This window comes from Streptomyces sp. NPDC004561 (assembly GCF_053602155.1).
The window spans coordinates 1-18,228 of sequence record NZ_JBSGDB010000152.1; the positions used below are offsets into that span (position 1 = coordinate 1).

General features: G+C 72.0%; 10 protein-coding genes and 4 pseudogenes. 9 read left to right on the plus strand and 5 right to left on the minus strand.

The window, feature by feature from the left end:
• Nucleotides 1-41: 41 nt before the first annotated feature.
• Both ACWEN3_RS20835 and ACWEN3_RS20840 read left to right on the plus strand, forming a co-directional pair.
• Nucleotides 42-1,412 (plus strand): annotated as a pseudogene (locus ACWEN3_RS20835) (AAA family ATPase); the annotation flags it as partial.
• A 237-nt stretch (nt 1,413-1,649) separates the two neighbouring features.
• Nucleotides 1,650-3,068 carry a sugar porter family MFS transporter gene (locus tag ACWEN3_RS20840; protein ID WP_452972940.1) on the plus strand — a complete coding sequence of 473 codons (1,419 nt, stop codon included), beginning with the start codon at nt 1,650-1,652 and terminating at the stop codon, nt 3,066-3,068.
• Between the two features lie 117 nt (nt 3,069-3,185).
• Here the strand turns inward: ACWEN3_RS20840 and ACWEN3_RS20845 are convergent, their stop codons facing one another.
• Together ACWEN3_RS20845 and ACWEN3_RS20850 are read right to left on the minus strand one after the other, a co-directional pair.
• Complete coding sequence (locus ACWEN3_RS20845) at nt 3,186-4,154, minus strand: LLM class flavin-dependent oxidoreductase (RefSeq protein WP_452972942.1); 969 nt, start codon at nt 4,152-4,154, stop codon at nt 3,186-3,188.
• 116 nt (nt 4,155-4,270) lie between these two features.
• Entirely contained in the window at nt 4,271-5,722 is a 1,452-nt protein-coding gene (locus ACWEN3_RS20850) for a cytosine permease (protein ID WP_452972945.1), read from the minus strand.
• A 171-nt stretch (nt 5,723-5,893) separates the two neighbouring features.
• Between ACWEN3_RS20850 and ftsY the strand changes: the two genes are divergently transcribed.
• On the plus strand, nt 5,894-7,096 hold the full coding sequence (gene ftsY / locus ACWEN3_RS20855; protein WP_452972948.1) for a signal recognition particle-docking protein FtsY: 1,203 nt from the start codon (nt 5,894-5,896) through the stop codon (nt 7,094-7,096).
• A 116-nt stretch (nt 7,097-7,212) separates the two neighbouring features.
• Here ftsY and ACWEN3_RS20860 read toward each other — a convergent pair whose 3' ends face one another.
• Nucleotides 7,213-7,869, minus strand: a complete 657-nt coding sequence (locus ACWEN3_RS20860; protein WP_452972949.1) for a bifunctional DNA primase/polymerase — start codon at nt 7,867-7,869, stop codon at nt 7,213-7,215.
• Nucleotides 7,870-8,327: 458 nt separating this feature from the next.
• On the opposite strand from ACWEN3_RS20860, the gene nsdA reads away from it, so the two are divergent.
• From nsdA to ffh, 5 genes are all read left to right on the plus strand, one after another.
• A complete protein-coding gene (nsdA, locus tag ACWEN3_RS20865; RefSeq protein WP_452972952.1) occupies nt 8,328-9,806 on the plus strand; it encodes a transcriptional repressor NsdA in 1,479 nt (492 codons plus the stop codon).
• A 354-nt stretch (nt 9,807-10,160) separates the two neighbouring features.
• Nucleotides 10,161-11,504 (plus strand): ammonium transporter, encoded by a 1,344-nt coding sequence (locus ACWEN3_RS20870; protein WP_452972954.1) that lies wholly within the window; start codon nt 10,161-10,163, stop codon nt 11,502-11,504.
• The gene (locus ACWEN3_RS20875; RefSeq protein ID WP_452972957.1) at nt 11,501-11,839 is read left to right on the plus strand and encodes a P-II family nitrogen regulator; all 339 of its coding nucleotides are present in this window, start codon (nt 11,501-11,503) and stop codon (nt 11,837-11,839) included. Before ACWEN3_RS20870 ends, ACWEN3_RS20875 begins: the two co-directional genes overlap by 4 nt.
• Before the next feature lie 29 nt (nt 11,840-11,868).
• Nucleotides 11,869-14,319, plus strand: a complete 2,451-nt coding sequence (locus tag ACWEN3_RS20880; protein ID WP_452972960.1) for a [protein-PII] uridylyltransferase — start codon at nt 11,869-11,871, stop codon at nt 14,317-14,319.
• A gap of 85 nt (nt 14,320-14,404) precedes the next feature.
• Nucleotides 14,405-15,955, plus strand: coding sequence for a signal recognition particle protein (gene ffh, locus ACWEN3_RS20885; RefSeq protein WP_452972962.1), 1,551 nt, complete (start codon nt 14,405-14,407; stop codon nt 15,953-15,955).
• A gap of 155 nt (nt 15,956-16,110) precedes the next feature.
• Here the strand turns inward: ffh and ACWEN3_RS20890 are convergent.
• Nucleotides 16,111-16,527: pseudogene (locus ACWEN3_RS20890) on the minus strand (SAM-dependent methyltransferase); the annotation flags it as partial.
• A 3-nt stretch (nt 16,528-16,530) separates the two neighbouring features.
• Here ACWEN3_RS20890 and ACWEN3_RS20895 point away from each other — a divergent pair.
• Nucleotides 16,531-17,190 (plus strand): annotated as a pseudogene (locus ACWEN3_RS20895) (CoA transferase); the annotation flags it as partial.
• Nucleotides 17,191-17,286: 96 nt separating this feature from the next.
• On the opposite strand, the pseudogene ACWEN3_RS20900 reads toward ACWEN3_RS20895, so the two are convergent.
• Nucleotides 17,287-18,180: pseudogene (locus ACWEN3_RS20900) on the minus strand (zinc-binding dehydrogenase); the annotation flags it as partial.
• Between the last annotated feature and the right edge of the window lie 48 nt (nt 18,181-18,228).

Consider the following 18,228-nt stretch of genomic DNA (forward strand, 5'->3'; position numbering starts at 1 on the left):
GTACGGCCTGACGAAGAACATCGACACCCACAACCCGGTGCGGGTGGCCTTCCAGGTCCGCCGCCGCTGCCGCGCGCGCCCAGGAGGCGCTGGAGAAGGCCGTGCAGGAGGCCGAGGAGTTGGCGGAGCGGCTGGCCGTCGCCGAGGAGATGCCGGTGGAGGAGGAGCCGGACACCTCGGCGCGGGACCGGCTCGCCGCCGACGGCGCCAACGCGCGGCAGACCGAGATGGAGGCCCGGCTTCAGGTCCGTACCCACGAGGAGCGGGTCAAGGGGCTGGCCGGGCGGGCCGACTCGCTCGACCGGGCCGCCCGCGCGGAACGCGAGGCACGCGCGCGTGCCGAGCAGCGCCGGGCCCGGCTGCGGCACGAGGCGGCCGTGGCGGAGGCCGTCGCCTCCGGTGCCCGTCAGCTGCTCGCGCACGTCGAGGTGTCCCTCGCCCGCGCCGAGCGGGAGCGGGCCGCCGCCGAGGCCGCGAAGGCGCTGCGTGAGCAGGAGCTGGCCGCCGCGCGCACCGCCGGACGTGAACTGAAGTCCGAACTCGACAAGTTGACGGATTCGGTTCACCGCGGCGAGGTACTCGGCGCCGAGAAGCGGCTGCGGATCGAGCAGCTGGAGGCCAAGGCGCTGGAGGAGCTGGGTGTCGAGCCGGCGGGACTCGTGGCGGAGTACGGGCCGCACCAGCCCGTGCCGCCCTCGCCCCCCGCCGACGGCGAGGTGCTGCCGGAGGACCCCGAGCACCCCCGGAACCAGCCGCGGCCGTTCGTGCGCGCGGAGCAGGAGAAGCGGCTGAAGGCCGCCGAGCGGGCGTACCAGCAGCTGGGCAAGGTCAATCCGCTGGCACTGGAGGAGTTCGCGGCGCTGGAGGAGCGGCACAAGTTCCTCAGCGAGCAGCTCGAGGACCTCAAGAAGACCCGCGCCGACCTGCTCCAGGTGGTGAAGGAGGTCGACGAGCGCGTCGAGCAGGTCTTCACCGAGGCCTACCGGGACACGGCCCGGGAGTTCGAGGGCGTCTTCGGCCGGCTGTTCCCGGGCGGTGAGGGACGGCTCGTCCTGACCGACCCCGACAACATGCTCACCACGGGCGTGGACGTCGAGGCACGCCCGCCGGGCAAGAAGGTCAAGCGGCTCTCCCTGCTCTCCGGCGGCGAGCGCTCGCTGACCGCCGTGGCGCTGCTGGTGTCGATCTTCAAGGCCCGGCCGAGCCCGTTCTACGTCATGGACGAGGTCGAGGCGGCCCTGGACGACACCAATCTCCAGCGGCTGATCCGGATCATGCAGGAGCTGCAGGAGGCCTCGCAGCTGATCGTGATCACGCATCAGAAGCGCACAATGGAGGTCGCCGACGCGCTGTACGGCGTCTCGATGCAGGGCGACGGTGTGTCGAAGGTCATCTCGCAGCGCCTTCGCTGAGCCTACTGAAGATCCACTGGATGGTTCCCCTCACTTGATGTTCACTTCTTGAACATTGAGTGGTCGGACACATCTAGAAACTCACAGCTGTCGCCCTATTGACTTCGAAACTTGAAGACATAGTCTCTGCAACGTTGCTTTTACCTTCAGGTGTAAGCGGCGCGTACGTATGCGCCACTGGAGACCTGGAAGGGCTCACCCCCACCGGCAGCGTTGCCGTGGCCCGAGGAGATTCACGTGACCAGCACAGCGCAGGCACCTCAACCAGGAGCCAGTACGGCTCACCCCGAACATCTCGGGCACGTCATCTTCATCGCGGCGGCTGCCGCCATGGGCGGCTTCCTCTTCGGCTACGACAGCTCCGTCATCAACGGCGCCGTCGAGGCCATCCGCAGCCGTTACGACATCGGCCCCGCGGCTCTCGCCCAGGTCATCGCCATCGCCCTGATCGGCTGCGCCATCGGCGCCGCGACGGCCGGCCGCATAGCCGACCGGATCGGCCGCATCCGCTGCATGCAGATCGCCGCCGTCCTGTTCACGATCAGCGCCGTCGGTTCGGCGCTGCCCTTCGCGCTGTGGGACCTCGCCTTCTGGCGCATCGTCGGCGGCTTCGCCATCGGCATGGCCTCCGTCATCGGCCCGGCCTACATCGCCGAGGTCGCCCCGCCCGCCTACCGCGGCCGTCTCGGCTCCTTCCAGCAGGCCGCGATCGTCGTCGGCATCGCCATCTCCCAGCTGGTCAACTGGGGCCTGCTGAACGCCGCCGGCGGCAACCAGCGCGGTCAGCTGATGGGCCTGGAGGCCTGGCAGGTCATGCTCGGCGTGATGGTGGTCCCCGCCGTCCTCTACGGCATGCTCTCCTTCGCGATCCCGGAGTCCCCGCGCTTCCTGCTCTCCGTGGGCAAGCGGGACCGGGCCAAGGACATCCTCGTCGAGGTCGAGGGCAAGGGCGTCGACCTGGACGCGCGCGTCGCCGAGATCGAGCACGCGATGAGGAGCGAGCACAGGTCCACCTTCAAGGACCTGCTCGGCGGCAGCTTCTTCTTCAAGCCGATCGTCTGGATCGGTATCGGCCTGTCGGTCTTCCAGCAGTTCGTCGGCATCAACGTCGCGTTCTACTACTCCTCGACGCTGTGGCAGTCGGTCGGCGTCGACCCGACGCGGTCGTTCTTCTACTCCTTCACGACCTCGATCATCAACATCGTCGGCACTGTGATCGCGATGATCTTCGTGGACCGCATCGGCCGCAAGCCGCTCGCGCTCATCGGCTCGGTCGGCATGGCCGTCGGCCTCGCGCTGGAGGCCTGGGCGTTCTCCTACCACCTGGTCGACGGCAAGCTCCCGGCCACCCAGGGCTGGGTCGCCCTGGTCGCGGCCCACGTGTTCGTCCTCTTCTTCGCCCTGTCGTGGGGCGTGGTGGTCTGGGTCTTCCTCGGCGAGATGTTCCCGAACAAGCTCCGCGCCGCCGCCCTCGGTGTGGCCGCCTCCGCGCAGTGGATCGCCAACTGGGCCATCACGGCCAGCTTCCCGTCGCTGGCCACCTGGAACCTGTCGGCCACGTACATCATCTACACCTTCTTCGCGGCGCTCTCCATCCCGTTCGTCCTGAAGTTCGTCAAGGAGACGAAGGGCAAGGCGCTGGAGGAGATGGGCTGATCCGGCCCCCCGGACTCGGGGAGAAGGGCCAAGTCCCCGCTGCCCCTCTCCTCGTACCTCCCCGCCCCCCGGCCCGGCCACTGCCCGGACCGGGGGGCGGTGGTGTCGTACGGCCCGTCACCCCAGCCGGGGGAGCACCTCCTCGGCGAACAGCCGCAGACTGCGCCAGCCCTCCTCCAGGGGCATGCCGCCCACGAGCGGGTGCAGGACCAGCGTGGCCGGCTCCTGGGCCACGCACTCCTCGGGGGTGAGGATCCGGTACACGCCCTCCGCGCGCAGTTCCCCGACGGTCGTGGCCGCCGACCGCACCGCCGAGCGGATCCCGCCGGACTGCCAGGAGGCGTACGTCCGCGCCTCGTGCAGGAAGTGCTCGCCGTGGACCGCCCAGGCCCGGTCGGGGTCCTCGGCGAGGTGCAGCAGCGGGGTCTCGGCGGCCGGCATCATCGTCCAGCCCTCGGTGCCGTACTCGGTGAGCTTCTCCTTGTAGTACGCCTCCAGCTCCGGCAGATGCGCGCTCGGGAAGAACGGCAGCCCGAACCGGGCGGCCCGCCGGGCGGCGGCCCTGGAGGAGCCGCCGACCAGCAGCAGGGGGTGCGGATCGGTGTACGGACGCGGGGTGAGCCGTACTCTGCGGCCCCGGTAGGTGAACTCCTCGCCGGTCCACGCCCTCAGCAGCGTCTCCAGCAGCTCGTCCTGGAGCCGGCCCCGGCGCTTCCAGTCCACGCCGAACAGCGCGTACTCCTGCGGCCGGTAGCCGATCCCGGCCACCGTCACCAGCCGGCCGCCGCTGAGCAGGTCCAGCACGGCGATCTCCTCGGCCAGCCGGAGCGGATCGTGCAGCGGGCCGATCGCCGCCGACACGGTCACGGCGATCCGGCGGGTCGCGCCGAACACCGCGCCGGCGAACGCGAACGGCGACGGCAGCCAGTTGTTCTCCGCGCCGTGGTGCTCCTCGGTCTGGACGGTGGCGATCCCGTGCCGGTCCGCGTACGCGGCCATCTCCAGGGCGGCCCGGTAACGGGCGGAGAGGGCGGCGGGGGTGGCGCCGGGCGCGACGAGGTTGAAACGTACGACCGTGACGGGCATGGGAAGTCCCCCTCCGGTGCGATGCGGTGGAGGGGGACGATAACTGACGGAGCGTCAGATGGCCATGAGGTGGCGGTGGGCTCGCCGGACGGCCGTTCCCGGGCCCACGGCCCCGGTCAGACGGCGGCGGTCGCGCGCTCCTCGGTGCGCGCCTCGGCCGGCGCCGGGGTGGCAGCCGCCGGCTTCGGCAGGACCAGGTACAGCACGCCGGAGATCACGATCGTGGCGACCCAGCCGAGGCCGTACTGGCCGACGAAGTTGTTCTTCGCGAGCGGGCCGGTGAACCAGTCCGAGGTGGTGAACATCAGGCCCGAGACCAGGCCGATCGCCCAGGCGGCCACGGCCGCGGGGGAGAAGCCGCCCTTGTACCAGTAGGCGCTGGTGCGCGTGGTGTCGGCCATGGCCCGGCCGTCGTACTCGGTACGGCGCAGCATGTCCGCGCCGAACACGCCGACCCAGGCGGAGAAGGCGACGGCCAGCAGGGAGAGGAAGGCGATGAAGGAGCCCATGAAGCTCGTCGCCACCAGCATCAGCACGCCGCCGAAGGCCAGGGAGATCACGGCGTTGACCGACACCGCCCAGTGCCGCGGCACCTTGATGCCGAGGGTCTGCGCGGTGAAGCCCGCCGAGTACATGGACATCGAGTTGATCAGCAGCATGCCGATCAGCGCGATGAACAGGTACGGCACCGCGATCCAGGTCGGCAGGATCTCGCCGAGGAAGGAGACCGGGTCGGTGGCCGAGGCCAGGTCCGGCGTGGACACCGCCATGACGGCGCCCATCAGGACCATGGGCAGGACGACGATGCCGGCGCCGCCGACCGCCGTGCCCACGATCGCCTTCGAGGACGCCGCGCGCGGCAGGTAGCGGGTGAAGTCCGGCGCCGTCGGGATCCAGCTGACCCCGCCCGCCGCGATCATGCCGACACCGGTGATCACCGCGGCCGTGGAGCCGCCGCCGTGGTGCAGCACCTTCGACCAGTTCGTGTTCGCGACCAGGTAGACCAGGACCAGCACCGAGAAGACGCCGAAGAGGTAGGTCGCGTACTTGTTGCACTTCTGCACGGCGTTGATGCCGAGCCCGGAGATGGCGAACGTCGCCACGACGAACACCAGCAGCGTCACCATGTCCAGCACGCTGTTGGCCTTGATGCCGACCACGATGTCCAGGATGGTGAGCATCGCGTAGGCGCCGGTCACCGCGTTGATCGTCTCCCAGCCCCAGCGGGCCACCCAGATCAGCGAGCCGGGCAGCAGGTTGCCGCGCTGCCCGAACACCGCGCGGGACAGCGCCATGCCGGGCGCCCCGCCCCGCTTGCCGGCGATGCCGATGAGCCCGACCAGGCCGTACGACACGACGGGAGCGGCGACCGCGACGACGAGCGCCTGCCAGATGTTCAGGTGGTACGCCACGACGAGGCTCGCGCCCATGGTCAGCAGCAGCACGCTGATGTTGGCGCCGACCCAGGTGGGGAACAGCTCGCGGGTCCTGCCGGTGCGCTCGTGGTCCGGGACCTGCTCGATGCCGCGGGTCTCGAGAGCGCCTTCGGTCTCGACGGTTTTGCTCATGGGTGAAGGTGCCTAGAGGTGGGGGGAAGGGGAACGGTCGGACTCTACGCGCGTCGACGGAGCCACGGCCATCGTACTTTGCTCCGACTCCTTGCTTTAAGTGGCGTTTGTCTCTCAGAGGAAGGCACAAGCAGGTTTACGGCGCACCCCATGGCCGATACTGGACGCGTTATGGAAACCGTCATCCTTGCTGTAGTCATCGCCGTGGTCGTGCTCGCGGCGCTCGGCGGGCTGGTGGTCGGCACCCGGCGCAAGAAGCCGCTGCCCCCGCCGCCGCCCAAGGCGCCCGACATCACCGCGCCCCCGGCCGAGCCGCATGTCGGCGACGAGGCCGAGACGCCGCGCGACGAACCGCGCCGGACGATCGAGGAGGTGGATCTCCCGGGCGGCCCCGCACCGGTCGTCGTAGAGGAGCCCCCCGCTGTCGAGGCTCCCGAGATCGAGATCCCGGAGCCCACCGCAGGCCGGCTGGTCCGCCTGCGCGCCCGCCTGTCCCGCTCGCAGACCGCCCTCGGCAAGGGGCTGCTCACGCTGCTGTCGCGTGAGCACCTCGACGAGGACACCTGGGAGGAGATCGAGGACACGCTGCTCACCGCCGACGTCGGTGTGCTGCCCACCCAGGAGCTGGTCGAGCAGCTCCGTGAGCGCGTCAAGGTGCTCGGCACCCGAACCCCCGACGAGCTGCGCGGCCTGCTGCGCGAGGAACTGCTCAAGCTCGTCGGCACCGAATTCGACCGCACGGTCAGGACCGAGCCCGAGGACCGCAAGCCGGGCATCGTGATGGTCGTCGGCGTCAACGGCACCGGCAAGACCACCACCACCGGCAAGCTCGCGCGCGTGCTCGTGGCCGACGGCCGCACCGTTGTGCTCGGCGCCGCCGACACCTTCCGTGCCGCCGCCGCCGACCAGCTCCAGACCTGGGGCGAGCGCGTCGGCGCCTACACCGTGCGCGGCCCGGAGGCCGGCGACCCCGCCTCCGTGGCCTTCGACGCGGTCAAGGAGGGCAAGGAGATGGGGGTCGACGTCGTCCTCATCGACACCGCCGGCCGCCTGCACACCAAGACCGGCCTCATGGACGAGCTGGGCAAGGTCAAGCGCGTGGTCGAGAAGCACGCGCCGCTGGACGAGGTGCTGCTCGTCCTGGACGCCACCACCGGCCAGAACGGTCTGGTGCAGGCCCGGGTGTTCGCCGAGGTCGTGGACATCACCGGCATCGTGCTGACCAAGCTGGACGGTACGGCCAAGGGCGGCATCGTCGTCGCGGTCCAGCGCGAGCTGGGCGTGCCGGTCAAGCTGGTCGGACTCGGCGAGGGCGCGGACGATCTGGCCCCGTTCGAGCCGGAGGCGTTCGTGGACGCCCTGATCGGCGACTGAGCGCCCGGCGGATCCACCGCCCACCGGTTCGTGAGAAGCGCCCGCCCCCAAGGTGCAGTTGGGGACGGGCGCTTCGCTCTTCCCGGTGCGCCCGGGATTTCCCGGCGCTCCTGGGCCTACGCCCGCGACCGGTGCGCCACGTACGCCAGCGTCCCCAGCAGCAGCCGGGCCGCCGGCGGCCGGGTCGCGCAGTCGAGGGCCGGTGGGCGCAGCCAGCGCACCGGGCCGAGGCCGCCGCGGTCGGAGGGCGGCGCGGTGATGTGCGTACCGGGGCCCAGCCCGCGCAGGTCCAGCGCGGAGGGGTCGTCCCAGCCCATGCGGTAGAGCAGCCGGGGCAGCTCGGCGGCGGCGCCGGGCGCGACGAAGAAGTGGGCACGGCCCTCGGGGGTCGCGGTCACCGGACCGAGCGGGAGGCCCATGCGCTCCAGGCGGACCAGGGCACGGCGGCCGGCGGGCTCGGAGACCTCGATGACGTCGAACGCCCGGCCGACCGGCAGCATCACCGACGCTCCGGGGAACTCCGCCCAGGCCTTGGTCACCTCGTCCAGCGTGGCCCCGGCCGGCACCTCGGGCGCGAAGTCCAGCGGATGGGCGCCCGGCGCGGGGCACTCGGCGCTCCCGCAGGAGCAGACGCCCGCCGCGGCCCGTGCGCCCGGCGCCACGTCCCAGCCCCACAGCCCGGTGAACTCGGCGACAGCGGTGCACTCCGAGGACCGGCCACGCCGACGCGTGCCGGAACGAATCTCTCGAATGCCGCCGATCGTGAAGCCCATGCCCCCTCCAACGGGTCCAGCGCGCCGGTGGTTACGACACGGAACGAGACGGAAGCGGAACGTAACGCTACGGCTCCGCCTCCCCGTGCTGCCGCGAGGTCAAAGCGGCGCCCTGAAGCGCATCGGGTGGTGAGACGAGGCCCATGCGCCCCCTGCGTGCATCACTCCGCCCACTTCCAGCCGTCCTATGTCAAGTGAATCGCGCCTGGCCGACCGTGAGTTCATTCGAAGGGGTGGCGAATGGTGGCGTTTCCGGGATCCCCGTGGCTGGACGGGTGATCGTAGGATTACTGTGAGTGTGCGGGTCCTGGGGGCACATGCACTCATGGGTATGCCGGAGGCAAGCCGTCAGGTCGTTCGAAGAGTGAGAACCGGCGGACGGGAGGCCGTATTTACCGGCATTCTGATAGGGCTTGGCGCACTCGGCGACAAGTGGTCTCAGGGATGGGGGCGTTCCAGTGGGCGGCAGCGGCGGTAGCGAGACGAACGCTGACAAGCGCCCCAACGAGCTGCTCGGCTCGTGGTTCGTGCGCAGCGGCTGGTCCAAGGGTGAGCTGGCCCGCCAAGTGAACCGCCGGGCACGCCAGTTGGGTGCCAACCACATCTCCACCGACACCTCGCGGGTGCGTCGCTGGCTGGACGGGGAGAACCCGCGCGAACCGATCCCGCGCATCCTCTCGGAGCTGTTCTCCGAGCGCTTCGGGTGTGTGGTCTCCATCGAGGACCTCGGGCTGCGCGCCGCCCGCCAGTCACCCTCCGCATCCGGCGTCGACCTGCCCTGGACGGGCCCGCAGACGGTCGCCCTGCTGAGCGAGTTCTCGCGCAGCGACCTGATGCTCGCCCGGCGCGGCTTCCTCGGCACCTCCCTGGCGCTGTCCGCCGGGCCCTCCCTGATCGAGCCCATGCAGCGCTGGCTGGTGCCCGCCCCGGGCGGCCCGGTCACGCCCGGGACCGAGCCGGTGCCCGACTCCCGCAGGCCGGGCCGGCTGTCCAAGCCCGAGCTGGACCTGCTGGAGTCCACCACGCGGATGTTCCGCCAGTGGGACGCCCAGTGCGGCGGCGGCCTGCGCCGCAAGGCGGTCGTCGGCCAGCTGCACGAGGTCACCGACCTGCTCCAGGAGCCCCAGCCCGAGGCCACCACCCGCAAGCTCTTCAAGGTCGCCGCCGAACTCGCCGAACTGGCCGGCTGGATGTCGTACGACGTCGGCCTCCAGCCCACCGCGCAGAAGTACTTCGTCCTCGCCCTGCACGCCGCCAAGGAGGCCGGGGACCGCCCGCTCGGCTCCTACGTCCTCTCCAGCATGAGCCGCCAGATGATCCACCTCGGCCGGCCCGACGACGCCCTGGAGCTGATCCACCTCGCCCAGTACGGCAGCCGCGACTGCGCCAGCCCGCGGACCCAGTCCATGCTGTATGCGATGGAGGCCCGGGCGTACGCCAACATGGGCCAGCCCGGCAAGACCAAGCGGGCGGTCCGCATGGCCGAGGACACCTTCGCCGAGGCCGACGAGTGGGACGAGCCGGACCCCGACTGGATCCGCTTCTTCTCCGAGGCCGAGCTGTACGGCGAGAACTCCCACTCCTTCCGCGACCTCGCCTACGTCGCCGGCCGCAGCCCCACCTACGCCTCCCTGGCCGAGCCGCTCATGCAGCGGGCGGTGGAGCTGTTCGCCAAGGACGCGGAGCACCAGCGGTCGTACGCGCTGAACCTGATCGGCATGGCCACCGTGCACCTCCTCCAGCGCGAGCCCGAGCGCAGCGCCGATTACGCCTCGCAGGCCATGGGAGTAGCCAAGAAGGTCCGCTCCGAGCGGGTGAACACTCGTATCCGAAAGACGGTCGACACGGCCGGGCGCGACTACGGCGGCCTCGCCTCCGTGATCGCCCTCACCGAGCAGCTCGCCGTCGACCTGCCGGACCACGCCGAGGCCGGCTGACCCGGCGACCGCCGCCCAAGCCCCGGCCGCGGCCGGGCCTCCCGAACTGCTCGACTCGGCTCCCCCACGCCAGGTCATCGAGAGGCCCGCCGCGGCCGGCCCATGTCCCCGGGACGCCCCGGAGAACCCCTCCGCGGAAGGTTGCGCCACGATAACGATCGCGCGGCCGGGCATCCCGCGCTTCACCGACCCGTAACACGCAAGGCGTCTTCGTCACCCCGGCGAAACAACGAGGGGCTTCCACCGAAACCGCGCTGCGCCAGTCTCATGGCGCATAACCGGCCCACCCCTCACCCGCCCGGACCGCACAGGCACCGCCCGCACGGGGCCGCACCAACCGACGAGGAGACGCCGATGGCACCAGCCATCATGCTTGCGGCGGACGCACCCAAACTGTCGTCCGCCAACACAGGCTTCATGCTCATTGCTTCCGCCCTGGTGCTGATCATGACACCGGGCCTCGCCTTCTTCTACGGAGGCATGGTCCGCGTCAAGAGCACCCTGAACATGCTGATGATGAGCTTCATCAGCATGGGCATCGTCACCATCCTGTGGGTGCTGTACGGCTTCTCCATGAGCTTCGGCACGGACCACGGCTCACTGATCGGCTGGACCTCCGGCTACCTCGGCTGGACCGGCATCGGCAAGATGGACCTGTGGCCCGGCTACACCATCCCGGTGTTCGTCTTCGCCGTCTTCCAGATGATGTTCGCGATCATCACACCGGCCCTGATAAGCGGTGCCCTCGCCGACCGGGTGAAGTTCAGCGCCTGGGCGATCTTCCTGGTGCTGTGGGCGACGATCGTGTACTTCCCGGTCGCCCACTGGGTCTGGGGCACCGGCGGCTGGGCCTACCAACTCGGCGTGATCGACTTCGCCGGTGGTACGGCGGTCCACATCAACGCGGGTGCGGCGGCGCTCGGCGTCATCCTCGTCATCGGCAAGCGTGTCGGCTTCAAGAAGGACCCGATGCGCCCGCACAGCCTCCCGCTGGTCATGCTCGGCGCCGGTCTGCTGTGGTTCGGCTGGTTCGGCTTCAACGCCGGCTCCTGGCTCGGCAACGACGACGGCGTCGGCCCGCTGATGTTCGTCAACACCCAGATCGCCACCGCCGCGGCCATGCTCGCCTGGCTCGCCTACGAGAAGATCCGCCACGGGGCGTTCACCACCCTCGGCGCCGCCTCCGGCGCGGTCGCGGGCCTCGTCGCCATCACCCCGTCCGGCGGTGCGGTCAGCCCGCTCGGCGCGATCGCCGTCGGCGCCATCGCCGGTGTCGCCTGCGCCGCGGCCGTCGGCCTGAAGTTCAGGTTCGGCTACGACGACTCCCTCGACGTCGTCGGCGTCCACATGGTCGGCGGCATCATCGGCTCCCTGCTGATCGGCTTCTTCGCCAGCGGCAAGGGCCAGTCGGCCGCGACCGGCGTCTTCTACGGCGACCACTCCTTCACCCAGCTCTGGAAGCAGTGCGCCGGTGTCGGCGCGGTCCTCGCCTACTCCCTGATCGTCTCCGCGGTCCTCGCCTTCCTCCTGGACAAGACCATCGGCATGCGGGTCACCCAGGACGAGGAGATCTCCGGCATCGACCGGGCGGAGCACGCCGAGACCGCGTACGACTTCAGCGGCGCCGGCGGCGGCGTCCTCGGGTCCGCCGCCTCCGCCCAGGCCCCCGCCGCCCAGACCAAGAAGGTGGATGCATGAAGCTCATCACGGCCGTCGTGAAGCCCCACCGGCTCGACGAGATCAAGGAGGCCCTTCAGGCGTTCGGCGTCCACGGGCTGACGGTCACCGAGGCCAGCGGCTACGGTCGGCAGCGGGGCCACACCGAGGTCTACCGCGGCGCGGAGTACACCGTCGACCTGGTCCCCAAGATCCGCATAGAGGTCCTGGCCGAGGACGACGACGCGGACCAGCTCGTCGAGGTCATCGTCAAGGCGGCCCGCACCGGCAAGATCGGTGACGGCAAGGTCTGGTCCCTCCCGGTCGAGACGGCCGTACGGGTCCGCACCGGCGAGCGCGGCCCGGACGCGCTCTGACACAGGAGCTACGGAACAGGAGTCGCTGGGTGACGGGTACGGATGTGCGGGCAGAAGCGGAAGGCTCGGGACCCGGCGGCTACGCGGCGGCCCGGCTGCGCCTCCTCACGGAGGGGGCGCGGTCCGGGCCGCCGCGCCGTGCCGCCCTCGCCGAACTGACCGACGGCTGGCTCGCCGGACTCTTCACCGCGGCGGCCGGTCCGGCGCACGGCGTCTCCCTCGTCGCCGTCGGCGGCTACGGCCGCGGCGAGCTGTCCCCGCGCAGCGACCTCGACCTCCTGCTGCTGCACGACGGCTCCGACCCCACCGCGGTCGCCGCCGTCGCCGACCGCCTCTGGTACCCCGTCTGGGACCTCGGTCTCGCCCTCGACCACTCCGTGCGCACCCCCGCGGAGGCCCGCAAGACCGCCGGCGAGGACCTGAAGGTCCAGCTCGGCCTGCTGGACGCCCGCCACCTCGCGGGCGACCTCGGCCTCACCGCCGGGATGCGCACCGCCGTCCTCGCCGACTGGCGCAACCAGGCCCCCAAGCGCCTGCCCGAACTCCAGGAACTGTGCGCGGAGCGCGCCGCGCGCCAGGGGGAGCTGCAGTACCTCCTGGAACCCGACCTGAAGGAGGCCCGCGGCGGTCTGCGCGACGCCACCGCCCTGCGGGCCGTGGCCGCCTCCTGGCTCGCCGACGCCCCGCGCGAGGGCCTCGACGACGCCCGCCGGCGGCTGCTCGACGTACGGGACGCCCTCCATCTGGCCACCGGCCGCGCCACCGACCGCCTCGCGCTGCAGGAGCAGGACCAGGTGGCGGCCGGGCTGGGCCTCCTCGACGCCGACACGCTGCTGCGGCAGGTGTACGAGGCGGCGCGTGTCATCTCGTACGCCAGCGATGTCACCTGGCGTGAGGTGGGGCGCGTGCTGCGCTCCCGGGCCGTCCGCCCGCGCCTGCGCGCCATGCTGGGCGGCGGCAAGCCGGTCCCCGAGCGCTCCCCGCTCGCCGAGGGGGTCGTGGAACAGGACGGTGAGGTCGTGCTCGCCCGCGCCGCGCGCCCCGAACGCGACCCCGTCCTGCCGTTGCGCGCCGCGGCCGCCGCCGCGCAGGCCGGCCTCCCGCTCTCCCTGCACGCCGTACGGCGCATGGCCGCCACCGCGCGCCCCCTGCCCACCCCCTGGCCCGCGGAGGCCCGCGAGCAACTGGTGACCCTGCTCGGCTCCGGCCGCCCGACCGTCGAGGTCTGGGAGGCGCTGGAGGCCGAAGGGCTGATCAGCCGCCTGCTGCCGGACTGGGAGCGGGTCCGCTGCCGCCCCCAGCGCAACGCCGTCCACATCTGGACGGTCGACCGGCACCTGATCGAGACGGCCGTCCGCGCCTCCGAACTCACCCGCCGCGTCAGCCGCCCCGACCTGCTCCTGGTCGCCGCCCTGCTGCACGACATCGGCAAAGGCTGGCCCGGCGACCACTCGGTGGCCGGCGAGATCATCGCCAGGGACGTGGCCGCGCGGATCGGCTTCGACCGCACGGACGTGGGCGTCCTGTCGGCGCTCGTCCGCCACCACCTGCTGCTGATCGAGACGGCCACGCGCCGCGACCTGGAGGACCCCGCCACGGTCCGCTCGGTCGCCGACGCGATCGGCACCCAGAGCACGCTGGAGCTGCTGCACGCCCTCACCGAGGCGGACGCCCTCGCCACCGGCCCGGCCGCCTGGTCCTCCTGGCGCGGCTCCCTCGTCGCCGACCTGGTCCGGCGCGTCTCGGCCCTCCTCGCCGGGGACGCCCCGGACGAGCCCGAGCCGGCCGCGCCCACGGCCGAACAGGAGCGCCTGGCCGTCGAGGCCTTCCGCACCGGCGGCCCGGTCCTCGCCCTGCGCGCGCAGACCGAGCCGGTCCCCGAGGAGGAGCCCCCGGGGGAGCCGGAACCCCTCGGCGTCGAACTGGTCATCGCCGTCCCCGACCAGCCGGCCGTGCTCCCCGCGGTCGCCGGTGTCCTCGCCGTGCACCGCCTGACCGTCCGCACCGCCGAACTGCGCACCCTGCGGCTGCCGGACGACGTCGACGACGGCTCGGTGCTGCTGCTGAACTGGCGGGTGGCCGCCGAGTACGGCTCCCTGCCCCAGGCGGCCCGCCTCCGCGCCGACCTGGTCCGCGCCCTGGACGGCTCCCTGGACATCGCCGGCCGCCTCGCCGAGCGGGACGCGGCCTACCCCCGGCGCCGCGGCTGGACGGCCCCGCCGCCCCGGGTGACGGTCGCCACGGCGGCCTCCCACCACGCCACCGTGATCGAGGTCCGCGCCCAGGACGCCCCGGGGCTGCTCCACCGGATCGGCATGGCCCTGGAGAAGGCGGGAGTGCGGGTGCGGAGCATGCACGTCAGCACCCTCGGCTCGAACGCGGTCGACGCCTTCTACGTCACCACCGGCACCGGGGCGCAGCTGGCGCGGGAGGACGCGGTGTCGACGGCCAGGGTCCTGGAGGAGACACTGCGCGGATGACCCTCCCCCGGTGTCTTCGGCGCCGGGATACCCTGGAGGGCGATTCCCTTCAAGACCGTCACCGACCCCGAGGACCGCGAGCGCCGTGTTCGACACTCTCTCCGATCGCCTGTCAGCGACTTTCAAGAACCTGCGCGGCAAGGGACGGCTCTCCGAGGCGGACATCGACGCCACGGCGCGCGAGATCCGCATCGCGCTCCTCGAGGCCGACGTGGCGCTGCCTGTCGTGCGCTCGTTCATCAAGAACGTCAAGGAGCGCGCGCTCGGCGTCGAGGTCTCCCGCGCGCTGAACCCCGCGCAGCAGGTCCTGAAGATCGTCAACGACGAGCTCGTCACGATCCTGGGCGGCGAGACCCGGCGGCTGCGCTTCGCCAAGCAGCCCCCCACCGTGATCATGCTGGCGGGTCTGCAGGGTGCCGGTAAGACCACCCTCGCGGGCAAGCTCGGCACGTGGCTCAAGGAGCAGGGCCACTCCCCGCTGCTGGTCGCCTGTGACCTCCAGCGCCCCAACGCCGTCAACCAGCTGAGCGTCGTCGCCGAGCGCGCGGGCGTGGCCGTCTACGCCCCGGAGCCGGGCAACGGCGTCGGCGACCCGGTCAAGGTCGCCAAGGACTCCATCGACCACGCGCGGTCCAAGGTCCACGACATCGTGATCGTGGACACCGCCGGCCGCCTCGGCATCGACGCCGAGATGATGCAGCAGGCCGCGGACATCCGGGACGCGATCTCGCCCGACGAGATCCTGTTCGTCGTCGACGCGATGATCGGTCAGGACGCGGTCAACACCGCCGAGGCCTTCCGCGACGGCGTCGGCTTCGACGGCGTGGTCCTCTCCAAGCTCGACGGTGACGCCCGCGGTGGTGCCGCCCTCTCCATCCGGCAGATCACCGGCAAGCCGATCATGTTCGCGTCGAACGGCGAGAAGCTGGAGGACTTCGACGCGTTCCACCCGGACCGGATGGCCTCCCGCATCCTCGACATGGGTGACCTGCTCACCCTGATCGAGCAGGCGGAGAAGACCTTCAGCCAGGAAGAGGCCGCCAAGATGGCCTCGAAGCTGGCGTCCAAGAAGGGCCAGGACTTCACCCTGGACGACTTCCTGGCCCAGATGGAGCAGGTCCGCAAGATGGGCTCCATCTCCAAGCTGCTCGGCATGCTCCCGGGCATGGGCCAGATCAAGGACCAGATCCAGAACATCGACGAGCGGGACGTCGACCGCACCGCCGCGATCATCAAGTCGATGACCCCGGGCGAGCGCCAGGACCCGACGATCATCAACGGCTCCCGCCGCGCCCGTATCGCCAAGGGTTCCGGCGTCGAGGTCAGCGCGGTGAAGAACCTGGTCGAGCGGTTCTTCGACGCCCGCAAGATGATGTCCCGCATGGCGCAGGGCGGCGGTATGCCGGGCATGCCGGGGATCCCGGGCATGGGCGGCGGCCCCGGCCGGCAGAAGAAGCAGCAGAAGAAGGCCAAGGGCAAGCAGCGCTCCGGCAACCCGATGAAGCGCAGGCAGCAGGAGCTGGAGGAGGCCCAGCGCCGCGAGGCCGCCGCACAGGGCGGGAACGCCTTCGGGCTGCCCCAGCAGGGCGGCCAGGACTTCGAGCTCCCGGACGAGTTCAAGAAGTTCATGGGCTGAGTTCCCCACCGGGCACGCCGGGGGTCGACCGACCGCCGGCGTGCCGTGGCCGGGGCAACCCCGTCACCGCCGAGCCCGCCGTCCGGCACCGCAGCTTTCTCGCCAACCTGCTGATCGCGGTGCGGGGCGAAGACTGCGAAGCCCTTCCCAAGGGCCTAGGGCACGCGCGCGATCAGGTACCGGAAGACGTTCGGCATCCACACGGTGCCGTCCGGGCGCCGGTGCGGGTGCAGGGCCTCCGCCAGCTCCTTGTCCACCTGCTTGGCGTCGGTCGCCGCCATCGCCGCGTCGAACAGGCCGGTCGACAGCAGTCCCCGTACGGCGCTGTCGAGGTCGGCGTACCCGAACGGGCAGGACACCCGTCCCGAGCCGTCCGGCTTCAGCCCCGCCCGCTGGGCGACCTCCTCCAGGTCGTCCCGCCGCGCCGGCCGCCAGCTGCGCGCACTGCGCAGCGGATCGGCCAGCTTCGTCGCCACCCGCACCACCGAGGAGGTGGCGCAGCGCTCCGGCGGGCCCCAGCCGGCCAGCACCACGGCGGCCCCGCGCCCGGCCAGCGGCAGCGCGTCCGCCAGCATGTGGACGCGCCCTGGCTGCCCGAACTCCCCGACCAGCACGCGGACACGGGCTTCGGCAAGCGGTCCACGACCCTCGATCTGAGCACCCGCCGGGACACCTTCGAGGAGCTGCTGGCCGCGGCGGACGTGGTGGTCACCGGCTACCGTCCGGGCGCACTCGACCGGTTCGGGCTCTCCCCGCGGGCGCTGGCCGAACGGCGTCCCGGGCTGATTGTGGCGCAGGTGTCGGCGTGGGGCGCGTACGGGCCGTGGGGCGGGCGGCGCGGTTTCGACAGCCTGGTGCAGGTCGCGACCGGCATCGCGGCGACCGAGGGCTCGGCCGACCGGCCCGGCGCGCTGCCCGCGCAGGCCCTGGACCACGGCACCGGCCATCTGCTGGCGGGGGCCGTGCTGCGGGCGCTGACCGAGCAGTCGTACGCGGGCGGGAGCCGGTCCGTGCGGCTGGCGCTGGCCCGCACCGCCCACTGGCTGACGGACGGGATCCGGCCGGCCCCGGCCACCGGCGCGCCCTACGACGGCCCGGACGCCTGGCTGGCCGAGACGGACAGCCCGCTCGGCCGGCTGCGGCACGCCCTGCCGCCGGTGTCCTTCACGGGCGGCCCGGCCGACTGGGCGAGGCCTCCGGTGCCGTGGGGGTCGGACGGCGCCGGCTGGGTGTGAAGGCCCGGGCGGCCGGGAACGTACGGCGATCGCCTGGGCGCGGTGGTCGCCGTCTCGGGTCCGCTCACGGACCTGCCGCTGCCGGTCGCCCGGCGGTCACCGGTCGTTGGTGACCAGCACCTTGAGGGCCGTGCGCTCGTCCATGGCCTTGTAGCCGGTGGGGACGCCCTCGACGTCGACGGTCATGTCGAACACCGGCGAGGGGTCGATCGTGCCGTCGAGGACGTCGGGCAGCAGGTCCGGGATGTAGGCGCGGACCGGGGCGACGCCGCCGCGCAGGGCGATGTTCCGGTCGAACATGACGCCGAGGTCGAGGCCGGTGCCGCTGCCGTGGGGCACGCCCACGAAGCCGATCGCGCCGCCGTCGCGGGCGATGTTGACGGCCGTCCGCATGGACTGCTCGGTGCCTACGGCCTCCACGACCCCGTGCGCGCCCTGCCCGCGGGTGAGTTCGCGCACGGCCTCGACGGCCGCGTCGCCGCGCTCGGCCACCACGTCGGTGGCGCCGAACCGGCGCGCGATGTCGGTGCGGACCTCGTGGCGGCCCAGCGCGATGATCCGCTCGGCGCCGAGCCGCTTGGCGGCCAGCACCGCGCACAGGCCGACCGCGCCGTCGCCGACCACGGCGACCGTGGCGCCGGGGCGGGCGCCCGCGCCGAGGGCGGCGTGGTGGCCGGTGCCGAGGACGTCGGAGAGGGTCAGCAGGGCGGACAGCAGGTGGTCGTCGGAGGCCGCGTCCTTGGGCAGCTGGACGAGGGTGCCGTCGGCGAACGGCACGCGCACGGCCTCGCCCTGGCCGCCGTCGTAGCCGACCGAGCCCCAGAAACCGCCGTGCTCGCAGGACGTCGTCAGGCCCTCGCGGCAGTAGTCGCAGACGCCGTCGGACCACATGAAGGGCGCGACCACCAGGTCACCGCGCCGGACGGTGCTCACCTCGGAGCCGGTCGCCTCGACGATCCCGAGGAACTCGTGCCCGATGCGCTTGGCCGGTGATCAGCGGGTGGGCGGCGGCGGAGGGCTGGAACCCGGGGCTGTCCG

Bases quoted from the DNA above. Each gene is read 5' to 3' on its own strand.
- ACWEN3_RS20850 (WP_452972945.1), bottom strand. From the start codon at position 5,722: ATGAGCAAAACCGTCGAGACCGAAGGCGCTCTCGAGACCCGCGGCATC.
- ftsY (WP_452972948.1), top strand. From the start codon at position 5,894: ATGGAAACCGTCATCCTTGCTGTAGTCATCGCCGTGGTCGTGCTCGCG.
- ACWEN3_RS20870 (WP_452972954.1), top strand. From the start codon at position 10,161: ATGGCACCAGCCATCATGCTTGCGGCGGACGCACCCAAACTGTCGTCC.
- ACWEN3_RS20845 (WP_452972942.1), bottom strand. From the start codon at position 4,154: ATGCCCGTCACGGTCGTACGTTTCAACCTCGTCGCGCCCGGCGCCACC.
- ACWEN3_RS20860 (WP_452972949.1), bottom strand. From the start codon at position 7,869: ATGGGCTTCACGATCGGCGGCATTCGAGAGATTCGTTCCGGCACGCGT.
- ACWEN3_RS20875 (WP_452972957.1), top strand. From the start codon at position 11,501: ATGAAGCTCATCACGGCCGTCGTGAAGCCCCACCGGCTCGACGAGATC.